Here is a 21,070-nt window from a genome sequence, read left to right on the forward strand (position 1 = left end):
TACCAGAGCCCTGTGACGCTCCCGCGGTGGTAGACAAGAGGCCACGGAGCTGTCCCGGGCGCGAGGGGAAGTAGGGAGCCGATGAAACTGGTCTTCGCCGGAACACCGGAGGTGGCGGTGCCGTCGCTCAAGGCACTGCTGGACTCCCGGCACGAGGTGGCGGCTGTCGTCACCCGGCCGGACGCGGTGGCGGGCCGGGGGCGCAAGGTCACCCCGAGCCCGGTGGCGCGAGTGGCCGAGGAGGCGGGGCTGGAGGTGCTCAAGCCCGCCAAGGCCGACGACCCGGAGTTCCTGGACCGGCTGAGGGAGATCGGTCCCGACTGCTGCCCGGTGGTGGCCTACGGCGCGATTCTCCGGCAGGAGGCGCTGGACGTGCCCCGGCACGGGTGGGTGAACCTGCACTTCTCCCTGCTGCCGGCGTGGCGGGGGGCGGCGCCGGTGCAGCACGCGGTGCTGCACGGGGACGACGTGACGGGGGCGACGACCTTCGAGATCGAGCCCGACCTGGACTCGGGGCCGGTGTACGGGATGCTGACCGAGCCGATCGGGCCGGGGGACACCAGCGGCGAGCTGCTGTCCCGGCTGGCGGAGGCCGGGTCGGGGCTGATGGTGCGGACCCTGGACGGCATCGAGGACGGGACCCTGGAGGCGCGGCCGCAGAGCGCGGACGGGGTCTCGATCGCGCCGAAGCTGAACCCGGAGGACGCCGAGGTCGAATTCACGGCACCGGCGATGCGGGTCGACCGCCTGGTCCGGGCGTGCACACCGGCGCCGGGGGCGTGGACGACGTTCCGGGGGGCGCGGCTGAAGCTGGGGCCGGTGTCCCCGGTGACGGACCTGAAGGCGGGCCACGAGCTGGCGCCGGGCGAGCTGGCGGTGGAGAAGAAGCAGGTCCTCGTGGGCACGGCGACGCACCCGGTCCGGCTGGGCGAGGTGCAGCCCCAGGGCAAGAAGATGATGAACGCCGTGGACTGGGCCAGGGGAGTCCGCCCAGAGGAGGGCGAGCGCCTGGGCCAGTGAGGCAGTGTCGGCTGGTGAGAAGCGATGAGGACGGAAACGGTCCGCTTACATCGTCTCAGCGATCACGCTACGGTAACGACGCCATGGCGGTGCAGGTCAAGAAGTGTGAGCTCCGCGCAAGCGGAGATGGACCGACGCGGGTGGAGGGCACGTCGGCCTCCATCAGGTGAGCTCCGCGCAAGCGGAGATGGACCGTGCTCGCCCCAGGTGTCCCAGATCAGGGTGAGGTGAGCTCTGCGCATGTGGAGATGTTGGCCCCATTGGCCCTTGTCTGCCGTGACCCCACCGCCCCGGGGCGCGTGTGGGGCGGTCATGGGTTCGGTCACCGGGAGTATCCTCGGGGAGGCCCATGAGGCCCCCTATCGACTATGAACCCCGGCGTGAGGCTGATCCCGACGTGACCGACCGTTCCCGTTCCCCGTACCGTTCCGGACGACGCGGCCCCGGGGCGGGCGGCCCAGGAGGCAAAGGCAACAAGGGCGGCAAGGGCACGCCCCCTTCCCCCTCGCCCGGGACGGCGGTCCGGCGGGTCGCCTATGACGTCCTGCGCGCCGTCCAGGATCGCGACGCCTACGCCAACCTCCTCCTCCCCGCCAAGCTCCGCGACCGCGGCCTCACCGGTCGGGACGCCGCCCTCGCCACCGAGCTCACCTACGGCACCCTCCGCCGCCAGGGCACCTACGACGCCGTCCTCGACGCCTGCATCGACCGCTCCCTCTCCTCCGTCGACGCCGAGGTCCTGCCGCTTCTGCGTCTCGGCGCCCACCAGCTGCTCGGCACCGGCATCCCCCCGCACGCCGCCGTCAGCGCCACCGTCAACGTCGCCCGCCGCACCATCGGCCAGCACCGCGCGCGCTTCGCCAACGCCGTTCTCCGCAAGGTCGGCGCCCGCGACCTCGACGCCTGGCTCGCCATCGTCGCCCCGGGCCCCGAAGACCCCGCCGGTCGCCTGGCCGTCGTCCACAGTCACCCGCGCTGGGTCGTCGAGGCCCTCGCCCGCGCCCTCGGTGAGGACCCCGCCGGGGACCTCGCCGAGACCGAGCGCCTCCTCGCCGCGCACAACGAGCGCCCCGAGGTGACGCTGCTCGCCAAGCCGGGCCGTGCCTCCATCGCCGACCTGGTGAACGCCGGAGCCCGCGAGGCCCGCTACTCGCCCTACGCCGCCTACCTCTCCGAAGGCGACCCCGCCCAGCTGACCGAGGTGCGCCAGCGCCGCGTCGCCGTCCAGGACGAGGCCAGCCAGCTCGTCGGCCTCGCCCTGACCCGCGTCTCGGTCGACGGCTCCGACGCCCGCTGGCTGGACGCCTGCGCCGGGCCCGGTGGCAAGGCCGCCCTGCTCGCCGGACTCGCCGGCCAGCGTGAGGCCCGCCTGCTGGCCGCCGAGGTGCAGCCTGCACGGGCGGGCCTGGTCGCCTCGGCGGTGCACCGCTCGGTGCGCGACTCCGCCCGCGTGGTCGTCGCCGACTCCACCCGGCCGGCATGGAAGGACGGGGCCTTCGACCGGGTCCTGGTCGACGCGCCCTGCACCGGCCTGGGCGCGCTGCGCCGCCGTCCCGAAGCGCGCTGGCGCCGGACACCCGAGTCCGCCAAGGAACTGGCTCCGACCCAGGAGGCCCTGCTCCAGCGCGCGCTGGAGGCCACCCGTCCCGGCGGCGTGGTCGCCTATGTGACCTGTTCCCCGCACCTCCCTGAGACGGAGGGGGTCGTGGAGGGTGTCGTCACCGGTCGCTCCGACGCCGAGGTGATCCGCGCGGCCGATTTCCTGCAGGAGGTCCCCGACATCGCGGCGGGTAAGGACGGCAAGTACGTGCAGTTCTGGCCCCACCGCCACGGCACGGACGCCATGTTCCTGGCCCTGATCCGGAAGAGCGCCTGAGGCGTCCCCCACCGCCTATCGGTCAGGCCGGCCGCGCACAAGGCGTGGTCGGCCGAGGGGCCCGTAAGCCGTCCTGCGCGGTCCGGCCTGAAAGGCTCTTCGCGGATCGAGACCGGTGAAATCACTGTGAGTCCTGGGGGTGGGTGGGCAGCGCCCAGAGGGGCGGCCCTCGCCTCCCCTCTCCCGGCGCTCCCCGTGGGGCTGATCAGGGACGGCCGCCGTCCCCATTAGGATCGGCAGCGTGGCAATCCAGATCTCTCCCAGCATCCTTTCCGCCGACTTCGCGCACCTCGCCGATGAGGCGGCCGCCGTCGAGAACGCCGCCGACTGGCTGCACGTCGACGTCATGGACAACCACTTCGTGCCCAACCTGACCTTGGGCCTTCCGGTGGTGGAGTCCCTGCTCAAGTCGGCGAAGCTGCCGCTGGACTGCCACCTGATGATCGAGGATCCGGACCGTTGGGCGCCCGCCTTCGCGGAGGCCGGCGCGGGCAGCGTCACCATTCACGCCGAGGCCGCCAAGGCCCCGGTCCGGACCCTGCGCGCGATCCGCTCGGCCGGGGCCCGCGCCTCGCTCGCCCTTAACCCGGCCACCGCGCTCGACCCCTATGCCGACCTCCTGCCCGAGGTCGACATGCTGCTGCTGATGACCGTCGAGCCCGGATTCGGCGGCCAGAAGTTCATCGACATGGTGCTCCCCAAGATCCGCAAGGCGCGTGAGCTCGTCGGCGGGCACGACGCGCAGGTGTGGGTGCAGGTCGACGGCGGCGTCGCCGGGGACACCATCGAGCGCGCCGCCGAGGCCGGGGCCGACGTCTTCGTCGCCGGCTCGGCGGTCTACGGCGCCGAGGATCCCGCCTCCGCTGTCGAGGCTCTGCGGGCCAAGGCCGAGAAGGCGGCGGCAGGCGCGTACTGAGCACCGGCGGGACCCTGCTCCGAGCGGAGGGCGGCGCGGTTCCGGATCTCCCTCGGCCGCCCGCCACCGGACACTTGGGGACCGACCCGACCGCCGTTAGGATCACGCGGTAACCGAACGTCGGCCCCGCATGCCACCGCCCTCCGAAGGCCGGTGCGCGGCGCCCCGCCCCCCACCGGGCGGCGCCGGGGCGGTGCCGGCGTGCGGCCGGCGGACCCGCGGCACCGTGTCGCGGGTCCGGGGACGGGTAGGGGATCGGGTCCGCGACCCGAGCAGGCGCGCTCTGAGCCACGTCCGGTGGCAGTGCAGGAACCGTGAGGAGCGGGGTGCGCATGGACGCGATATGGGGCGCCGAGAGCGGTGCCGTCGAATGGGTGCAGGGCTGGGGCTCCTGGCTGGAGCCGATCATGCTGGTCATCACCCAGCTGGGCTCGAAGGCGCTGTTCGTGGCGGTTCTTCCGCTCGTCTTCTGGAGCGTGCACGCCGGGCTGGGCGCCCGCCTGACCGTGGTGCTGCTCGGCTCGGCCACGGTCAACGGGGTCCTGAAGCCGGCCGCGCACGGCCCCCGCCCCTACTGGTACGACACCGGTGTGCGCCCCCTGTCGACCGAGTCGTCCTTCGGCGCCCCCTCCGGGCACGCCCAGACCGCGGTGACCCTGTGGGGCTACCTCGCCGCGCTCGCCGCCCGCCCCCGGGTGTGGGCGGCGGCCCTGGTGCTGATCGGCCTCATCTGCCTGTCCCGGGTCTACCTGGGCGTGCACTTCTTCACCGACCTCCTGGGCGGCCTGGCCGTCGGGGCCCTGCTCCTGTGGCTGGTGCTGCGCTACGAGCGCCGCGCGGTGGCCTGGTGGCGGTCGCGCCCCCTCGTCGCGCAGATGGGGTTGGCCGTGGGCCTGTCGGCGGTCGGCCCGCTGCTGGTGGTGCTCCTCAACGCCACGCTGTGGAGCGGCTGGACGGTTCCGGAGGTGTGGATCGGGCCGGTCCCGCCCGACCCGGACGCCGGCGCGGTGGCCGACGCGGCCTCGGTCAGCGGCGCGCTGCTGGGCGTGCTGGTCGGGTTCACGCTGCTCGACCGGCGGGGGTGGTACAGCGCCGACGGCTCGCTGATCACCCGCGCCTCCCGCTACGTCACGGGCATCACCGGTGTGGTGCTGATCTTCGTCGTGGTGAACCTGGCCTTCCCGGCGTCGGCCTCGGCCGCCGCCGAGTACACGGCCTTCCTGGCGGCCACCCTGTGGGCGTCGCTCGGGGCGCCGGAGCTGTTCATTCGCATGCGCATGGCCGACCGCGACCCCGCCGCCGAGGAGGAGCCGGCCGTCTTGGGGGAGGGGTAGCGCTGGACGGCGGGACCGGGCGGGGGTCCGCCTGCGCCGCCCGCCCGGTGCCGCTTGCGGGCGGTCGTCCGGCAGGGGCGGCGGCACGTCCGGGAGGGCACCCCGAGAGGACGCACAGGAAGTGGTGTATATCACTTGAAAGGGGGGCGGGTGCCTGCCGCAGGGCTGTGACGGGTTCGGTGCGGCTCCGGGGAATGCCTCCGTCGGGACCCGTGTCCTCGCAGGTGGAAGGCCTGCCACGTCGGCTCTCCCGCCTCGGGGGCCTCTCCCCGTGTCCCGCCGTCCGACGCCCCGTCCTCGCGCCCCCTCCGGCGTCCGCGACATGACCGATCCCCGCCCCCGCCGCGTGCCGGGAATGGAAGCGCGTGGCAGACTTGTTGACCGAGACGTTCAAAACGCGTGCTCCGGGGTCGGTGAAAATCCGAACCGGCGGTGATAGTCCGCGACCCGGCCGAAGCCATCGGCCGGTGGAACCGGTGAAATTCCGGTACCGACGGTGAAAGTCCGGATGGGAGGCGTACGCGTGGGACCGGTGCGACCGTTCGGCCCGTAGAGGGCCGGAGGGCGGCGGCCGGGCCCTGGTCGGCGGACCCGAGGGTCCGCGCCGTGAACCCCGGAGCCTGGACCAGGCGAAGGGGAAGGCCCGACGTTGTTCACCGGAATCGTGGAGGAACTGGGCGAGGTCACCGAGATCACGCCGTTCTCCGACAGCCAGGGGGAGTCCGCCCGCATCGCGCTGCGCGGCCCCCTCACCACCTCCGACGCGGCCCACGGCGACTCGATCGCCGTCAACGGGGTCTGCCTCACCGTCACCGGAGCCGACGACGGCGTGTTCACCGCCGACGTGATGAAGGAGACGCTGGACCGCTCCTCCCTCGGCGCCCTGCGCCCCGGCTCGCCGGTCAACCTGGAGCGCGCCGCGAAGGTCTCCGACCGCCTCGGCGGCCACATCGTGCAGGGCCACGTCGACGGCACCGCCGAACTCCTGGAGCGCACCCCCGCCGCCCGGTGGGAGACCCTGCGGTTCAGCCTGCCCGAGCACCTCGCCCGCTATGTGGTGGAGAAGGGCTCCATCGCCGTCGACGGCGTCAGCCTCACCGTGGCCTCGGTCGAGCCCGGGTCCTTCACGGTCTCCCTCATCCCGACCACCCTCGAACTGACCACCCTGGGCAGCAAGGGGAAGGGCGACCCGGTCAACCTGGAGGTCGACGTGGTCGCCAAGTACGTCGAGCGCCTCACCCAGGCGGTGCGCACCGGGGAGGCCTCCTGATGGGCGCCGAGCAGAGCGGCGTGTGGTGGCTCGACTGGGCCTACGCCGGCTTCACCCTCTTCGGCGAGCACGTGCGCTGGGCCGACCTGGTCGGCAACCTCGCCGCGCTGGCGACCGTCGCGCTGGCGGTCCGGCGGTCCATGTGGACCTGGCCCGTGCAGCTGACCGGCGCGGTGCTGCTGTTCGCCGTGTCCGTCGACGCCCACCTCACCGGCAACGCCCTCAAGCAGGTCATGTTCGTCGGCCTGGTCCTCTACGGCTGGACCCGGTGGGCCCGGGCCACCAGGGGCGGCGCGGAGCTGCGCGTGCGCCCGGCCACCGGGCACGAGCGCGGCGTCCTGCTGGGCCTGCTCGTGGGCGGCACCGTCGCCGTGGCGCTGCTGTTCGAGGCGACCGGGCTGTCCTGGGCGCCGTGGCCGGACGCGTTCATCTTCGTCGGCAGCGCCGTGGCCACCTTCGGGCAGAGCCGCGCCCTGATCGACTTCTGGTTCGTGTGGATCGCCGTGGACCTGGTGGGGGTCCCGCTGGCCCTGATGTCGGGGCTGTGGGTGACCGGCGCCGTCTACATCGTCTTCTTCGTCCTGGCGGCGGTCGGGATCCGCGACTGGATGCGCCGCCACCGCGCCGCGGAGGCGGCCGAGGCCGCGGAGCGGGCCCAGGGGGCGGTCGCATGACGCCGCCCGCCGCCACTGCCGCCGCCACCGCCCGCACCGCGGCCGGAACGGCGCCCGGCACCGCACCGGAGCCGTCCGCCCCCGACCCCTCCGCGCCCGCCGCCACCGCCACCGCCCCGTCCACCGCACACCGGCGCATCCCAGCCGCCGCCCGGGAGGAGTCCGCCCCGATGACCGCAGTCCAGGAGAGCCACGCCCCGACCGAGGACGCCCCCGTCCGCCTCGACACCATCGCCGAGGCGGTCGCCGACATCGCCGCCGGGCGCCCGGTCATCGTCGTGGACGACGAGGACCGGGAGAACGAGGGCGACATCATCTTCGCCGCCGAGGCCGCCACCCCCGAGCTGCTGGCGTTCACCATCCGCCACACCTCCGGCGTGGTGTGCGTGCCCATGCTCGGCGAGGACCTCGACCGCCTCGACCTGCCGCTGATGACCTCCTCCAACGAGGAGGGCATGCGCACCGCCTACACGGTGACCGTCGACGCGCGCTCCGGGGTGACCACCGGGATCAGCGCCGCCGACCGGGCCCGCACCATCGGCCTGCTCGCCTCCGCGTCCTCCACCGCCGGCGACTTCGTGCGCCCCGGCCACCTGCTGCCGCTGCGCTACCGCCCCGGCGGGGTGCTGGCGCGCCGCGGGCACACCGAGGCCTCGGTCGACCTGGCCCGCCTGGCGGGGATGCGCCCCGCCGGGGTGCTGGCCGAGGTCGTCAACGACGACGGCACGATGGCGCGGCTGCCGCGGCTGCGCGCCTTCGCCGACGAGCACGGCCTCAAGCTGGTCTCCATCGAGCAGCTGGTGGAGCACCTGGAGGCCGCCGAGGGCGCGGTCCGCACGGTCGACGCCCCGCACACCGACCGCGCCGCGGCCGTGGAGCGCGAGGTGGAGACCCGGGTGCCCAACCGGCACGGGGACTGGCGGGCCGTGGGGTACCGGGCGCTCGGCGACGGCGCCGAGCACGTCGCGCTGGTCCTGGGCGACCTCGGCGACGGCGAGGACGTGATGGCCCGCGTGCACTCCGAGTGCCTGACCGGGGACGCCTTCGGCTCGCACCGCTGCGACTGCGGCGAGCAGCTGGAGGCCGCCATGGAGGCGATCGCGAAGGAGGGCCGCGGGGTCGTGGTCTACCTGCGCGGGCACGAGGGGCGCGGCATCGGCCTGCTGTCGAAGCTGCGCGCCTACCGGCTCCAGGACGAGGGCGCGGACACCGTCGACGCCAACCTGGAGCTGGGCCTGCCGGCCGACGCGCGCGACTTCGGTCCCGCGGCCGGGATCCTGGCCGACCTGGGCGTGCGGTCGGTGCGGCTGCTGAGCAACAACCCGGACAAGGGGCCGGCGCTGCAGGCGCGGGGCATCGGGGTGCGCGAGCGCGTGCCCATGCCGGCCTCGGTCACCCCCGACAACCTGCGCTACCTGCGCACCAAGCGGGACCGGATGGGCCACGACCTGCCCGGTGTCGCCGCGGGGGAGTAGGAGACGGGTGGCGGGACCCGGAGGAAGGCGCCGGTAGGGCCGACCGCCCGGCCCCAGCGGCGTGGGTCCCGCCACCGCCCCGCGTGCGCCGTCCCGAGGCGCCGGGGGCTGAGCGCGGCAAGGCCGCCGGGGCCCGCCCGGCGGCGGTCCGCGGGCCCCGCACGGTTCCGGACATGCCCGGACCTTCGGCGGACTCCGCCCCGGCCGGGCCGGGGCGGAGTCCGGACCGAGGGGGGACCGGGGCGGGCGGACGGGGCCGGTGCGGCCCGCGACGACGACCGATGAACGACAAGGACACCAGGACACCATGAGCGGAACCGGACGCCCCGATGAGCGGACCCTCCAGGCCTCGGGCCTGACCGTCGGCATCGTCGCCACCCTGTGGAACGCCGAGTTCGTGGAGCCGATGCTGGAGCGGGCCGTGGCCGCCGTCGAGCGCGCCGGGGCCCAGGAGCCCACCGTGGTGCACGTCGCCGGGGCGGTCGAGCTGCCGGTCGTCGCCCAGGAGCTGGCGCGCGGCCACGACGCGGTGGTCGCGCTGGGGGCGGTGGTGCGCGGCTCCACGCCGCACTTCGACTACGTGTGCCAGTCGGTCACCCAGGGGTTGACCGAGGTCGCGCTGCGCGCGTCGACCCCGGTCGGGAACGGTGTGCTGACCTGTGATACGCAAGAGCAGGCGCGTGAGCGCAGCGGCCTGCCGGGCAGCGTCGAGGACAAGGGGCGCGAGGCGGCGGAGGCCGCCCTCGGCACCGCACTCGTCCTGCGCGGTCTGCGCGAGGATGCGGCCCGGGTGCACGGGCCGCAGGCGTGGTAGGAGACGAATGCGGGAGCGGGGGACGGGCGTCGCATGGACGTGAAATCGGGAGAGGCCGCTGTGGAAGGGACCGGTAGCGGCGGGAGCACCGGGCTCCCCCAGGTGTACCGGCCGCGCAACATCCGCGTGGTCGCCTACGGGCTGGCGGTCATCATCGTGGCGACGATGGTGGTGCTGGCCGTGATGCTGCCCCCGGACTGGCGGCTTCAGGACCGGGTCGGGCTGGTGATGATGGGGCTGGTCGGCGCGGGCGCGCTGCACCTGCTGGCGCGGCCGCGGCTGGTGGCCGCCGAGGACGGCGTGACCGTGGTGAACGGCATCCGCACGCACGTCCTGGAGTGGACCGAGATCATCGACATCGCCATGCGCGAGGGCGAGCCGTGGCCGTCGGTGGACCTGGCCGACGGGTCGACGCTGGCGGTCATGGGGATCCAGAGCAACGACGGCGATCTGGCCCTGCGCAACCTGGAGGCCTTCCGGACCCTCCTCCACGAACACGGCGAGGCCGACGAGCCGCCCAGGTAAGCCACCGCCCACCGTTCGGCCGCCGGGCTTATTGAAGCTGGGACCGTCGGCGACGGGGAGGCACCAGGTGCTCCGCTCGTGCCTGCTTGCCGGGCGGTGGGGCCGCTGGTGGTCCAGGTCAAGGGCGGCGACGGATGGGCAGGTGCCCCGCTCACGGCTGCTTGTCGGGCGGCGGGCGGTCGCCGGTCAGGGGACGGCGACAACGGAGCAGCGAGTACCCCACTTACGGCTGCCTGCCGGCCATCGGGTCACTGTCGGTCCAGGCCAGAGGCAGCGGCGACGGAGCAGCAGGTACCCCGCTCACGGCCGCTCGCCGGGTGGCGGGTCCGCGCCGGCCTGGGTGGGAGGGCGGCGACGACGGGACCGGGCGGTTCCCCGCTCCTGCTGGTCGCCCGCCGGGCCCCTCGCGGTCCAGGCCGCAGGCGGCGACGGATCGGCAGGTGCCCCGCTCACGCCTGCTTGCCGGGCGGCGGGTCTGCGCCGGTCAGGGCGGGAGGGCGGCGACGGAGCAGCTGGTACCCCACTCGCGCCTGCTTGCCGAGCGCCGGGCCGACGCGGATCCGGGCGGGAGGGCCGTGTCCACCCGGGGCAGAAGGTCGTGTCCGCTGGCGTGGTGGAACCCTCCGGGCCCCGGCCGCCCCCCCCGGGGCACTGCCTGCCGCCCGCACCGACACCCCCGTTGATCTCGGGCAAGTCGGGGTAATACCGGCGAGTATTACCCCGACTTGCCCGAGATCAACGCCAAAGAGGGGGCGCACCGGGGGCGGGGGCCCCGATCGCGCTGCAGCGGTCGCACCGCTCACAAGGACGCGGCCGACAGTTCCACCGCTCAAGCGCACACGAGCGGGCAGAAGAGCCGTGGCGGCCGCCGCCCCCCTCTCTTTCCCGGCGGGCGCCGCCGGCCGGGTCCGCCGAGCCCCGGCGCCACCCCGACCAGGGGCAACACGAAGCGTCACCGCCCCGGGGCGGGCGGATCCGCCCCCGCCGACGCCCGTGCGGGGCCGCGGGGCGCGGGCCCGACGGCCGCCACGAGCACCAGCGGCCCGCCCACCCCCGACCGGCGGGGCCCGGCGCCCGGCAAGCGGGCGCGAGCGGGGCACCAGCTGCTCCGTCGCCGCCGCTTCCTGGTCCCGGAGCGACCTGGCGGCCGACAAGCAGGGCCGGGGAACCGCCCGGCTCCCTCGTCGCCGCCCTCCACCCCCGACCGGCGCGGACCCGCCACCCGGCAAGCAGCCGCGAGCGGGGGACCGGCCGCCCCGTCACCGCCTTCCGTGCGGCTCTGCACTGGTCCCGGGCGGTCCTGCCGACGAGGTATTGACGTTAGTGACTAACGCGTTAGTATCTAACCATGAGCAGTCGGGCGAACCGGGACCGAGGGGTGCGCACGCGGGGAGCCCTGCGGGCGGCGGCCTATCGGATGTTCCTGGAACAGGGCTACGACAAGACCACCGTCGCGCAGATCGCCGCCGAGGCGGGCGTCTCGCACATGACGTTCTTCCGGCACTTCCCGACCAAGGAGGACGTCGTCCTGCGGGACGAGTACGACCCGATGCTGGAGCGGCTCGTGCGGGAGCGCCCCGCCGGTGAACCCCCCGTCGTCCGGATCAGGAACGCCCTCATGAGCGCCCTGCCCGACGTGTACGAACGGGAAAGGGAACAGCTGCTCCTCCGCACCCGGCTGATCCTGGACACGCCCGCGCTCCGGCACCGGATGGGCGACAGCATTCGGAGCTCGCAGGAGGCCTTCGAGCGGGGCCTGGCCCCCGGCGCCGAACCCCCGCCGCTGCCCGTCCGGGCCCTTGCCGCGGCCTGCACCGCCGCCCTCGCCGCCGCCGTGACCGCGTGGGCGGAGTCCGACGGCGCCGCCGACCTGCCCGCCCTCGTCGACGAGGCCCTCGGGGCCCTGGCCGGTGCGTCCACCGGGGAAGGGAGCGCGCCATGGGCGACGACGCCGTCCGGGTCGACGGGCTGACCGTGCGCTACCGCGGCGCCTCGGCGGACGCCGTCTCCGGCATAACCTTCGCGGTCTCGGCCGGGGAGGTGTTCGGGTTCCTCGGCCCCTCCGGTGCGGGCAAGTCCACCGTCCAGAACGTGCTGACCCGCCTGCTGCGCCGCTACCGGGGGAGCGTGCGCGTCCTCGGCCGCCCGCTGCCGGACTGGGGGCGCGACTACCACGAGCGGATCGGCGTGGGCTTCGAGCTGCCCGCCGCGTTCGGCCGGATGACGGCCCGTGAGAACCTGGACGTGTTCGCCTCCTTCTACGGCGTTCCCACCGCCGACCCCGGGCGGCTCCTCGCCCGGCTCGGCCTGGCCGACGCCGCGGACCGGCGGGTCGGCACCTTCTCCAAGGGCATGCGGATGCGGCTGAACCTGGCCCGCGCCCTGGTCAACCGCCCCTCGCTCCTCTTCCTGGACGAGCCCACCTCCGGTCAGGACCCCGTCCGCGCCGGGGCCATGCGCGAGGTGATCCGCTCCGAGGCCGAGCGCGGCGCCGCCGTCTTCCTGACCACCCACGACATGCGCACCGCCGACGAGCTGTGCGACCGGGTCGCCTTCGTCGCCGGCGGCCGGATCGTCGCGGTGGACACCCCGCAGGGGTTCAAGCGCCGGCACGGAAGGCCCGGGCTGGTCGCCGAGTACGACGGCGAGGACGGCCGCCCCCGCCGCAGGGTGTTCTCCGCCTCGGGCGCGGACGCCGGGGAACTGGCGGCCCTGGTGCGGTCCGGTCGGCTGACCGCCCTGCACAGTCGCGAAGCCGCCCTGGACGAGGTCTTCGCCGAGGTCACCGAGGTCCGGCTGTGACCGCCCGGGCCGTGCCCGCGGCGCCGGGGAACGGCGGAGGGCCCACCGGGCGCCGCCTCCGCGCCGCGGTGCGGGTGGAGGCCGCGGTCGCGTGGCGGTACGGCGTCGTCGGCCTGGCGGCGGCGCTCGCGGTCCTGTGGTCCCTCACCCTTGCGGCGCTGCCCGCCCCGGGGGCGCAGCGCCTGCTCCCGCTGCTGCTCTTCGTGGACACGGCCGGGTTCGGCGCCCTGATCGCGGTGGGACGGGCGCTGTTCGAACGCGTCGAGCGGGTCGACGCCGCACGGGGCACGACGCCCCTGCGGCCCTGGGAACCGGTCGTCGCGCGCGTCTCGGTCCTGACCGTGCTGGCCGCGGCGATCGCCGTCCCCCTCGCCCTGGCCTCGGGGGTACCGCTCGGCCCCGGCGCGGTCGCGGCGACCACGGGGGGCGTCGTACTGACGTCGGTGCTCCTGGTCGCCGCCTGCCTGGCCCTGGGCGGCGGGGCGGCCACGCTCCCCGGCGCGTTCCTGCGCCTGGTCCCCGGGGTCGCGCTGTTGATCACGGTGCCGGTCCTGCACCTGACCGGCGCCGTGCACACTCCGCTGACCTTCCTGGTCCCCACCACGGCGGGCGCAGAGCTGATCCGGCTGGGCACGTCCGTCGGCGTGTCCGGCGCGCCGCCGGTCATGCCGGTGCCGCCGGTCCCGGCCGTGGTCGCGGCGGTGGCGTGGGGAACGGCGGGGGCGGTCGCGGCCTGTGCGTGGGCCGCGCGGGCCACGGCGCCTTCGGCCGATACGTCCGGGCGCCCATCGGCGCCCCCTCGTGGCTCCGGTGCGGGGGCCGGCTCGGCTCCCGGTACGAGGCGCGCCGCTGCCTCCGGCTCCGCGGCGGCGGGCACGGGGGCGCGGCCGCGCGGACGCCGGCCCCTGCTCATGTTCCTGCGCTTCGACCTGCTGCCGGGGCGGCGCGACGCGCTGATCCTGGTCGGCCTGGCCGCCCCGGTCCTGCTGTCGCTGGTCCTGCGCGCCGGCTACCCGCCGATGGCCGCCCTGGTGCAGAGCGCCTACGGGTTCGACCCCGCCTCCGCGGCGCCCCCGGTGTTCGCCGCCCTGATCCTGCTGCACGTCCCCGTCATCACGGGCTCGGTGGTCGCCCTACGGTTCATGGAGGAGGCCGACGACGGCGCCCTGCTGATCCTGCGGGCCTCCCCGCTGCCGCTGCGCGGGTACATCGCCTACCGGTCGGGGCTGGCGGGACTGCTGGCGCTGATCGGCCTGGCGGCCGCGGTGCCCCTCTCCGGGCTCGCTCCCCCCGCATCGGCGGGGCTGGCGGCCGCGGTCCTCCTCGCGGCCGCGGCCGGGCCGCTCATGGTGCTGGCCATCACGGCGACGGCGTCGAACACGGTGGAGGCGCTGGTGGCGGTGAAGGCCCTGGCCGCGGTGTCGGTGCTGCTGCCCGTCCTAGCCTGGACCCTGCCGGATCCGGCGGTGTGGATGCTCCTGGCGGCCCCGCCCGCCTGGGCGCTGACCGTGCTGCCCGGATTCCCCGGCACCGGCCTTCCGCCCGCCGCCGTCCTGGCGTGCGGAGTGCTGTGGACCCTCGTCCTGTGCGTCGTCGCCGCCCGCCGGACCGAGGCGCGGCTGGAGTCGTGAACGGGCGCCGCACATGTCCCCCGGCCGCCGGGTGTACCTGCAGGAAAACGGCGGTTCCGGAGGACCGGTTCCACCGCACCGCTTGCACGGCGGTTACAGGCCCTGCTCCCTGCACGGCTGCCGACAGACCGCTCATGGGGGCCTACAGGCCCATCTGTCCGCTTTCCCCGCCGGTCTGCTCCTGAAACGGCCTGCCCTCCGCTCCCAGGGGCGCCCCGTGAACGGAAAACCGTTTGAACCAAGTGGTGTGCGTGGGGCGTCATAGGAAACATGGAGACCCTCACTTTGAGCATGCGGGTGACCCGGACCGCGCGTGCCGGCGCCGACCGCGTCTCCGTGCTGTTCTGGGTCCTCGTCACCCTCCTCGCCCTCGCATCGACCCTGGCCGGCTGATCCGGACCTCGTGGCGGACCGGTTCGGGACCGGACTCCCCGAAGGGCCGGCCCCGGGCCCTTCCCCGACCCCCGCACGATCGTCGACACCGACGCCCCCGCCAGGACCGCACCGACCGCCGCCCATGTGCGCGCGTACGACCGGGAGTCTTCACCGCCCAGGAAATTTGGAGGATCATGACCTCTCACGCTGTGGGACAGGGCACATAGCCTTGTCCCAGGAAACGGGACATCGGGACTCCCAGAGGAGGGGCATGGGGGCAACCGGCGCACCGGGCACCGGCCCGGACGACCCCGGGGCCCTGGCCGTGCTGCTGGACGGCCAGGGCTACTTGGCCGACGACGGCGCCGCCACCGCGTGCTTCCTCGCCCTGCGCATGCAGCGGCCGCTCTTCTTAGAGGGGGACGCGGGCGTCGGCAAGACCGAACTGGCCCGCGCCTTCTCCGGCGTCCTCGGCGCCCCGCTGATCCGCCTGCAGTGCCACGAGGGCATCGACGCCTCCCAGGCCCTCTACGACTGGGACCACCCCCGCCAGCTGCTCCACCTGCGCGCCGTCCAGGCCTCCGGCCAGGCCCCGGCGGCCGCCGAGGAGCTGGAGGCCGGCATGTACGACCGCCGCTACCTGCAGGCCCGCCCCCTGCTGCGAGCCCTGGAGGAGAGCGCTCCCGGCCGCCCCGCCGTGCTGCTCATCGACGAGATCGACCGCGCCGACGACGAGTTCGAGGCGTTCCTGCTGGAGTTCCTCTCCGAGTTCGCCATCTCCGTGCCCGAGCTGGGCACCGTCCGCGCCGCCGCGCCGCCCGCCGTCGTGCTCACCTCCAACCGCACCCGCGAGGTGCACGACGCCCTGAAGCGCCGGTGCCTCTACCACTGGATGCCTCACCCCTCCTTCGAGCGCGAGGCCGCCATCATCGCCCGGCGCCGCCCCGAGGCCGCCGACCGCCTGGTGCGCGCGGTGGCCGCGGCCGCCCAGCGCCTGCGCGACCCGGCTTCCTCCGGCATCGACCTGGTCAAACCGCCCGGGGTGGCCGAGACCATCGACTGGACCGCCGCCCTGACCGCGCTGGGCGCCACCGCGCTCGACGCGGACGCCGCCGCACGCACCCTCGGCGCGCTGGTCAAGCACCGCGACGACGTCGACGCCGTCCGCGAGCGCCTGTCCGCCCTGCTCAACGGCGCCGCGGCGGCCCCGGGCCCCGCGGCGCGGGCGCGGCCGTGACCGGGCAGGCGGGAGCGGCGGCGGACGGCCCGCGCCGCCCGGACGCGCTCCCGGAACCGCCCCCGACCCCGTTCCGGGACCCGCGCCCGGACGCGGTCCCGCACGCCGTGCTCACCCTCGTCCGGGCCCTGCGCGCGGCGGGGGTGCGCGCCGACACCACCCGCGCCCTCGCCTTCACCGACGCCCTCGCCGCGACGGAGGCCCCCGCACGCACCGACCGCCTCTACTGGGCCGGGCGCCTCACCCTCTGCTCGACCCGCACCGAGCTCGACCTCTACGACGCCTGCTTCACCGCCTGCTTCGGCGGCCTCCTCCCCGCCCCGCGCCCGCCCCTGCCGCTCCCCGCCCGCCGGCGCCGCGTCGCGCTGCTGACGCCGGAGGGCGGCGGGCCCGGCGGAGACGGCGGGCAGGCGGTGCACCGGCCCGCCGCCGCCAGCGGCGCCGAGGCGCTGCGCACCGCCGACCTCGGGCTGCTGTCGGAGGAGGAGCGCGCCGAAGCGGCCCGCCTGGTGTCGCTGATCGGCGCCGAGCGGCCGCGCCGCCCCTCCCGCCGCGCCGCGCCCGCCCGGCGCGGGCGCATCGACCCCCGCCGCACGCTCGCCGCCGCCGCGCGCACCGGCGGCGAACCCCTCCGGCTGTCCTACCGGGCCCGCACCCGGCGCCCCCGCAAGGTGGTGGCGCTGGTCGACGTCAGCGGCTCCATGGCGCCCTACGCCGAGCCGATGCTGCGCTTCGCCCACGTCCTGCTGCGCGGCCACCCCGCATCGACCGAGGTGTTCAGCGTCGGGACCCGGCTGACGCGCCTGACCCGCGAACTGTCCGCCCCCGACCCGGCGCGCGCCCTGCGGGCCGCGGGCGAGGCCGTCCCCGACTGGCAGGGCGGGACGCGCCTGGGCGAGGAGCTGCGCGCGTTCCTCGACCTCCACGGCCGCCGGGGCGCGGCCCGCGGCGCCGTCGTGCTCATCGCCTCCGACGGGTGGGAGCGCGGCGACGCCTCCCTGCTGGCGGAGCAGATGTCGCGCCTGGCCCGCCTGGCGCACCGCATCGTGTGGGCCAACCCGCACAAGGCCCAGCAGGGCTACCGCCCGCGGGCCGCCGGGATGGCGGCGGCGCTGCCGCACATCGACGACTTCGTCCCCGGGCACAGCCTGGAGGCGCTGGAACGACTGGCGTGCACCGTGGCACGCGGCCGCGCCGAAGAAGGAGGAGCACGTGCGTGACATCCGCTCGGCCGTCGCGGAGCTGTACTCCGCCGGCGAGACGTTCGCGCTGGCGACCGTGATCGACACCTACCGCAGCTCGCCGCGCGAGGCCGGGGCGGCCATGGCGGTCGGCCCCACCGGGGAGGTGGTCGGCAGCGTCTCCGGAGGGTGCGTGGAGGGCGCCGTCTACGAGCTGGCCCAGCAGGTGATGGCGACCGGCGAGCCGGTGCGCGAGACCTACGGGGTCAGCGACGACGACGCCTTCGCGGTCGGCCTGACCTGCGGAGGGACCCTGCACGTCCTGGTGGAGCCGGTGGACCGGGCCCGCTACCCGCAGCTGCCCGGGGTGATCGCGGAGGTGGACGCCCACCGGCCGGTCGCGGTGGCCACCGTGGTCGGCGGCCCGGGCCGCCTGGGGGCGCGCAGAGTGGTGCGGCCCGACGGCGCCGAGGGGTCGCTGGGCGGCGCCCGGCTCGACGCGGCGGCCGACGACGACGTGCGCGGGATGCTCGCCCAGGGAAGCACCGGGATGCTGCACTACGGAGCGGACGGCCAGCGGCGCGGCGACGAGCTGGAGGTGTTCGTGCAGAGCTTCGCCCCGGCGCCGCGGATGCTGGTGTTCGGCGCGATCGACTTCGCCGCCGCGGTCGCCGACATCGGCGCCTACCTGGGCTACCGGGTGACGGTGTGCGACGCGCGCCCGGTGTTCGCCACCGCCAAGCGCTTCCCGCGCGCCGACGAGGTGGTGGTGAAGTGGCCGCACGCCTACCTGACCGAGATCGCCGACGAGATCGACGAGCGCACCGCGATCTGCGTGCTCACCCACGACCCCAAGTTCGACGTGCCGGTGCTGGAGGCGGCCCTGGACACGCGGGCGGGCTATATCGGGGCGATGGGCAGCCGCCGCACCCACCAGGACCGGATGGCGCGGCTGCGCGAGGCGGGGGTGCCCGAGGAGCGCCTGGCCCGGCTGCACTCGCCGATCGGCCTGGACCTGGGGGCGCGCACCCCCGAGGAGACGGCGGTCTCGATCGCGGCCGAGCTGATCCAGACCCGGTGGGGCGGCACCGGGCGGCCGCTGAGCTCGACCAGCGGCCGGATCCACACCGAACCGCTGGCCCGGCAGGCCCAGGCGGCCGGTACCGGTCAGGCGGGGGCGTGAACCCCGCCCGCCGAGCGGGGCGAACCCGCCTGGCAAAGGCGGTTTCGGGCGTCCGGTCCGGACCGGACTCGGCGATCGGGGCACCCTGCGCCGATGGGCATGGCATCATCGCGGCATGACCACACGCGAGCACGGCGCCGTCCGCCTCCCGATCGCCGGCCTGTTGCTGGCTGCGGGGCGCGGCAGCAGGCTCGGGCGCCCCAAGGCCACCGTGGAGGTGGCCGGGGAGCGCTTGGCCGACCGGGGCGTCAGGGTGCTGCGCGAGGGCGGGTGCCTGCCGGTCTATGTGGTCCTGGGTGCGGAGACGATCGCGGTCGAGGGGGCCGCCGAGGTGAACAACCCCCGCTGGGAGAGCGGCATGGGCTCGTCCCTGCGGTCGGGGCTGGAGGCGCTGCCCGACGAGGTGGACGCGGTGGTGATCGCGCTCGCCGACCAGCCGCTGGTGACCTCGGCGGCGGTGGCGCGGCTGACCGCGGCCTACGCCGACGGCGCCCGCGCGGCGGCGGCCACCTACGCCGGCAACCCCCGCAACCCGGTCCTGCTGGGGCGCGAGCACTGGCAGACGGTGCACGCCCTGGCCGAGGGCGATGTGGGCGCGCGGCCCTTCCTGCGTGCCTACTCCCACCTGGTGACCACAGTGGCCTGCGACGACGTCGCGAGCCCCGACGACATCGACACCCCTGAGGACCTGGAGCGCATGCAGTCCCTGCTGACCCTGGGCGGCGACGGCCTGGCCGGAGCCCACTGACTCCGACGGATCGGCGCCCCGAAGAACGGAACCAGCCACCCGATTTCGACCGACCGAAAACCCCCGGCGTCGGCCCGCCCTCGGGGCGGGCCGACGCCGTGCTGTGCGGGCGTGCACGGCAGCCCCCTTGAGGCCGGAGCACGTCCGGTGGGCCCGCTCTTCCGCGCAGGCGGACGTGAGCGCGGAGGAGGAACGGCCCACGGCGGCGCGCCGCCGCCCTGCCCCGGAGGCGCGGCCGGGCAGAGCGCGACCGGACCGCGCTCCCGCGTGATTCCTCCGCGCTTCGTCCCGGGGACGGGTGGCCTCAGCCGCCCAGGAGGGTGTCCAAGGGGATCAGGATGCCCGCGCCCACGGTCAGGAGGCCTCCGGCGGTGATCAGGACGAGCATGGCCACCGACCCCGCCACCGCCAGGCGGTATGCGGCCAGTTGGGTGCGGGCCCTGCGCTTCTTCGAGGCGGCCGTCCTTCCCAGCACGAGCAGCGCCACCGCCAGCGCCAGGGGCGACCACCACTGCACCGCGGCCCCGCCCGGGACCAGGCCCGCAAGGGAGGACGCCCCGTCGGCGACCGCCGACACCGGCGCGCTGTGCCGGAACCCCAGCAGCCCCTCGTACAGCCCCAGCACCAGGTCGCTGCCGGGGAAGAACCCCTCCGGCGGGAGCACCGCCCGGCCCAGGGCGTCCACCGCCCCCACCAGCGCCGCCGGGTAGGCGAACCGGCGGCACCGGCCCGCCCGCATCGCGCGCTCGATCTGGCGCATGCCCTTGTCCGCCCGGCGCCGGTCCGCGTCGCCCCTGGGGTCCTGCGCCGGCCGGTACCGCGCCAGCGGGTCGGAGGGGTCGTAGGGCTGCGGCCCCCACGCCTGCTCCCGGCCCTGTCCCGCCTGCCCGGCCGGACCGTTGCGCTGCTGCCGGGACGCCAGGCCCGCCAGGCGTCCCCGGGCCGCCGCGACCGCCGCACCGCCCCGGCGGCGGGCGCTCTCCCAGCGCTCCCGGCGGCGCATCCGCCCCTCGGCCTGCTCGCGCCGCCGCGCCTCGGCGCCGACCGCGGTCGCCACCGGCGTCACCAGGTCCAGCGCGACCAGCGCCGCGGTGGTGCCGATGTCCCCGGCCTGCCCGGACAGCGCCGAGCGGCGCAGCCCGGACCACCAGTCGGCGTGCCGCTCCGGGCCCCGCTGCGCCGGGTTCCACGCCTGTGCGCGCAGCCACCGCCGCTCGCGCGCCGCCGCCTCGGGGTCCAGAACCAGCTCGGCGGCGTGCGCCCAGGCGGCGTCCCACCCGTGCCGGTCGACCCCGGAGAAGTCGCCCGCACCCTGCTCGGACAGGCGCCGCACCGACTCCTGGGCCTGGTGCATCACCCGCGGCACCTCGTGCTGGACCCGCTCCAGCAGGGCGCACCGGTGCGCCCCCTCGTCGCGGCAGCCCGGGTGCGGGCACCAGTGCCGGGCGGCCAGGCCCACCGCGCCGGTCTCCAGCGCCTCGCGCAGCACCGCGTGCCGGGCCGGCTCCCCGGTGGCCAGCGCCAGCACCCCGTCGGCGCTGACGTCCAGCCCCCGGTAGCGGGGCGTCATGCCGGGCACGTAGTGCGCGGCCAGGGCGCTGATCGCCAGGTGCGCCAGCTCGGGCCGGTCCTGCAGCACCGTCAGGCGGTCCCGGTCGAAGGTGTAGTCGTTGACCTCCCGGTCCAGCCAGGTGCGCAGCGACGACCAGTGGGTGCGCAGCCACACCGCGCCCTTGTCGGACCGGTCGAGCAGGTCGAAGGCGAGGCTGGGCGGGTCGGCGTGGGAGGTGTCGGCGAACACGATGGGGGCGTTGCGCCGCCCCCGGGCCACCTGCGGCGTCTGCCCGTCCAGCCAGCGCCGCACCTCCTCGGCGCCCCACCGGTCGGCCGGAACCGGCGCCAGCAGGCCGCGCACCAGCAGCCGCCACCGCTCGTCGGCCACCGCCGAGACGTCGATCTCGGCGGTGCGGGCGGTCAGCCAGTTCTCCCGGCGCGGCGGGGGGGGGGCC

The 21,070-nt window shown here is 75.6% G+C and carries 17 protein-coding genes, 1 pseudogene and 1 riboswitch; of the genes and pseudogenes, 17 read left to right on the plus strand and 1 reads right to left on the minus strand.

Annotation, left to right across the window (positions count from 1 at the left end; all coding sequences use genetic code 11):
* Window positions 1-81: 81 nt before the first annotated feature.
* From fmt to C892_RS0114620, 17 genes are all read left to right on the plus strand, one after another.
* Entirely contained in the window at window positions 82-1,020 is a 939-nt protein-coding gene (gene fmt / locus C892_RS0114540; protein WP_017557809.1) for a methionyl-tRNA formyltransferase, read from the plus strand.
* A gap of 397 nt (window positions 1,021-1,417) precedes the next feature.
* Entirely contained in the window at window positions 1,418-2,896 is a 1,479-nt protein-coding gene (locus C892_RS0114545) for an RsmB/NOP family class I SAM-dependent RNA methyltransferase (RefSeq protein ID WP_017557810.1), read from the plus strand.
* A 241-nt stretch (window positions 2,897-3,137) separates the two neighbouring features.
* The gene (gene rpe, locus C892_RS0114550; protein ID WP_017557811.1) at window positions 3,138-3,812 is read left to right on the plus strand and encodes a ribulose-phosphate 3-epimerase; all 675 of its coding nucleotides are present in this window, start codon (window positions 3,138-3,140) and stop codon (window positions 3,810-3,812) included.
* 332 nt (window positions 3,813-4,144) lie between these two features.
* Entirely contained in the window at window positions 4,145-5,146 is a 1,002-nt protein-coding gene (locus C892_RS0114555) for a phosphatase PAP2 family protein (protein ID WP_017557812.1), read from the plus strand.
* A 396-nt stretch (window positions 5,147-5,542) separates the two neighbouring features.
* Window positions 5,543-5,670: riboswitch (FMN riboswitch) on the plus strand.
* Window positions 5,671-5,795: 125 nt separating this feature from the next.
* On the plus strand, window positions 5,796-6,416 hold the full coding sequence (locus C892_RS0114560) for a riboflavin synthase (protein WP_017557813.1): 621 nt from the start codon (window positions 5,796-5,798) through the stop codon (window positions 6,414-6,416).
* Window positions 6,416-7,090 carry a nicotinamide riboside transporter PnuC gene (pnuC, locus tag C892_RS0114565; RefSeq protein WP_017557814.1) on the plus strand — a complete coding sequence of 225 codons (675 nt, stop codon included), beginning with the start codon at window positions 6,416-6,418 and terminating at the stop codon, window positions 7,088-7,090. Before C892_RS0114560 ends, pnuC begins: the two co-directional genes overlap by 1 nt.
* 170 nt (window positions 7,091-7,260) lie before the next feature.
* A complete protein-coding gene (locus tag C892_RS0114570; protein ID WP_026124364.1) occupies window positions 7,261-8,565 on the plus strand; it encodes a bifunctional 3,4-dihydroxy-2-butanone-4-phosphate synthase/GTP cyclohydrolase II in 1,305 nt (434 codons plus the stop codon).
* 307 nt (window positions 8,566-8,872) lie between these two features.
* On the plus strand, window positions 8,873-9,379 hold the full coding sequence (gene ribH / locus C892_RS0114575; RefSeq protein ID WP_017541954.1) for a 6,7-dimethyl-8-ribityllumazine synthase: 507 nt from the start codon (window positions 8,873-8,875) through the stop codon (window positions 9,377-9,379).
* A gap of 33 nt (window positions 9,380-9,412) precedes the next feature.
* Entirely contained in the window at window positions 9,413-9,904 is a 492-nt protein-coding gene (locus C892_RS0114580) for a PH domain-containing protein (protein ID WP_017557816.1), read from the plus strand.
* 1,348 nt (window positions 9,905-11,252) lie between these two features.
* Window positions 11,253-11,876 carry a TetR/AcrR family transcriptional regulator gene (locus C892_RS0114585; RefSeq protein ID WP_275041826.1) on the plus strand — a complete coding sequence of 208 codons (624 nt, stop codon included), beginning with the start codon at window positions 11,253-11,255 and terminating at the stop codon, window positions 11,874-11,876.
* Entirely contained in the window at window positions 11,843-12,706 is an 864-nt protein-coding gene (locus tag C892_RS0114590; protein WP_017557817.1) for an ABC transporter ATP-binding protein, read from the plus strand. The genes C892_RS0114585 and C892_RS0114590 overlap by 34 nt, the downstream gene beginning before the upstream one ends.
* On the plus strand, window positions 12,703-14,337 hold the full coding sequence (locus C892_RS0114595) for an Rv2686c family ABC transporter permease subunit (RefSeq protein ID WP_017557818.1): 1,635 nt from the start codon (window positions 12,703-12,705) through the stop codon (window positions 14,335-14,337). Before C892_RS0114590 ends, C892_RS0114595 begins: the two co-directional genes overlap by 4 nt.
* A gap of 270 nt (window positions 14,338-14,607) precedes the next feature.
* Window positions 14,608-14,730: a hypothetical protein gene (locus C892_RS32615; protein ID WP_017542110.1), complete on the plus strand. Its 123-nt coding sequence runs from the start codon at window positions 14,608-14,610 to the stop codon at window positions 14,728-14,730.
* A gap of 253 nt (window positions 14,731-14,983) precedes the next feature.
* Window positions 14,984-15,949, plus strand: a complete 966-nt coding sequence (locus C892_RS0114605; protein ID WP_017557819.1) for an AAA family ATPase — start codon at window positions 14,984-14,986, stop codon at window positions 15,947-15,949.
* Window positions 15,946-17,169 (plus strand): vWA domain-containing protein, encoded by a 1,224-nt coding sequence (locus C892_RS32620; RefSeq protein ID WP_017557820.1) that lies wholly within the window; start codon window positions 15,946-15,948, stop codon window positions 17,167-17,169. Before C892_RS0114605 ends, C892_RS32620 begins: the two co-directional genes overlap by 4 nt.
* Window positions 17,162-18,313, plus strand: a complete 1,152-nt coding sequence (locus C892_RS0114615) for an XdhC family protein (protein ID WP_017557821.1) — start codon at window positions 17,162-17,164, stop codon at window positions 18,311-18,313. Before C892_RS32620 ends, C892_RS0114615 begins: the two co-directional genes overlap by 8 nt.
* A 115-nt stretch (window positions 18,314-18,428) precedes the next feature.
* A complete protein-coding gene (locus C892_RS0114620; RefSeq protein WP_017557822.1) occupies window positions 18,429-19,061 on the plus strand; it encodes a nucleotidyltransferase family protein in 633 nt (210 codons plus the stop codon).
* Window positions 19,062-19,365: 304 nt separating this feature from the next.
* Here C892_RS0114620 and C892_RS0114625 read toward each other — a convergent pair.
* A pseudogene (locus C892_RS0114625) lies at window positions 19,366-21,070 on the minus strand (serine/threonine protein kinase); the annotation flags it as partial.

The organism is Nocardiopsis baichengensis YIM 90130 (assembly GCF_000341205.1).
GTDB classification, from domain to species: Bacteria; Actinomycetota; Actinomycetes; order Streptosporangiales; family Streptosporangiaceae; genus Nocardiopsis_A; species Nocardiopsis_A halophila.

Coding starts and splice junctions, on each gene's coding strand:
- fmt (WP_017557809.1), top strand. CDS start 82: ATGAAACTGGTCTTCGCCGGAACACCGGAGGTGGCGGTGCCGTCGCTC.
- C892_RS0114555 (WP_017557812.1), top strand. CDS start 4,145: ATGGACGCGATATGGGGCGCCGAGAGCGGTGCCGTCGAATGGGTGCAG.
- pnuC (WP_017557814.1), top strand. CDS start 6,416: ATGGGCGCCGAGCAGAGCGGCGTGTGGTGGCTCGACTGGGCCTACGCC.
- C892_RS0114570 (WP_026124364.1), top strand. CDS start 7,261: ATGACCGCAGTCCAGGAGAGCCACGCCCCGACCGAGGACGCCCCCGTC.
- ribH (WP_017541954.1), top strand. CDS start 8,873: ATGAGCGGAACCGGACGCCCCGATGAGCGGACCCTCCAGGCCTCGGGC.
- C892_RS0114580 (WP_017557816.1), top strand. CDS start 9,413: ATGGACGTGAAATCGGGAGAGGCCGCTGTGGAAGGGACCGGTAGCGGC.
- C892_RS0114585 (WP_275041826.1), top strand. CDS start 11,253: ATGAGCAGTCGGGCGAACCGGGACCGAGGGGTGCGCACGCGGGGAGCC.
- C892_RS0114590 (WP_017557817.1), top strand. CDS start 11,843: ATGGGCGACGACGCCGTCCGGGTCGACGGGCTGACCGTGCGCTACCGC.
- C892_RS32615 (WP_017542110.1), top strand. CDS start 14,608: ATGGAGACCCTCACTTTGAGCATGCGGGTGACCCGGACCGCGCGTGCC.
- C892_RS0114605 (WP_017557819.1), top strand. CDS start 14,984: ATGGGGGCAACCGGCGCACCGGGCACCGGCCCGGACGACCCCGGGGCC.
- C892_RS0114620 (WP_017557822.1), top strand. CDS start 18,429: ATGACCACACGCGAGCACGGCGCCGTCCGCCTCCCGATCGCCGGCCTG.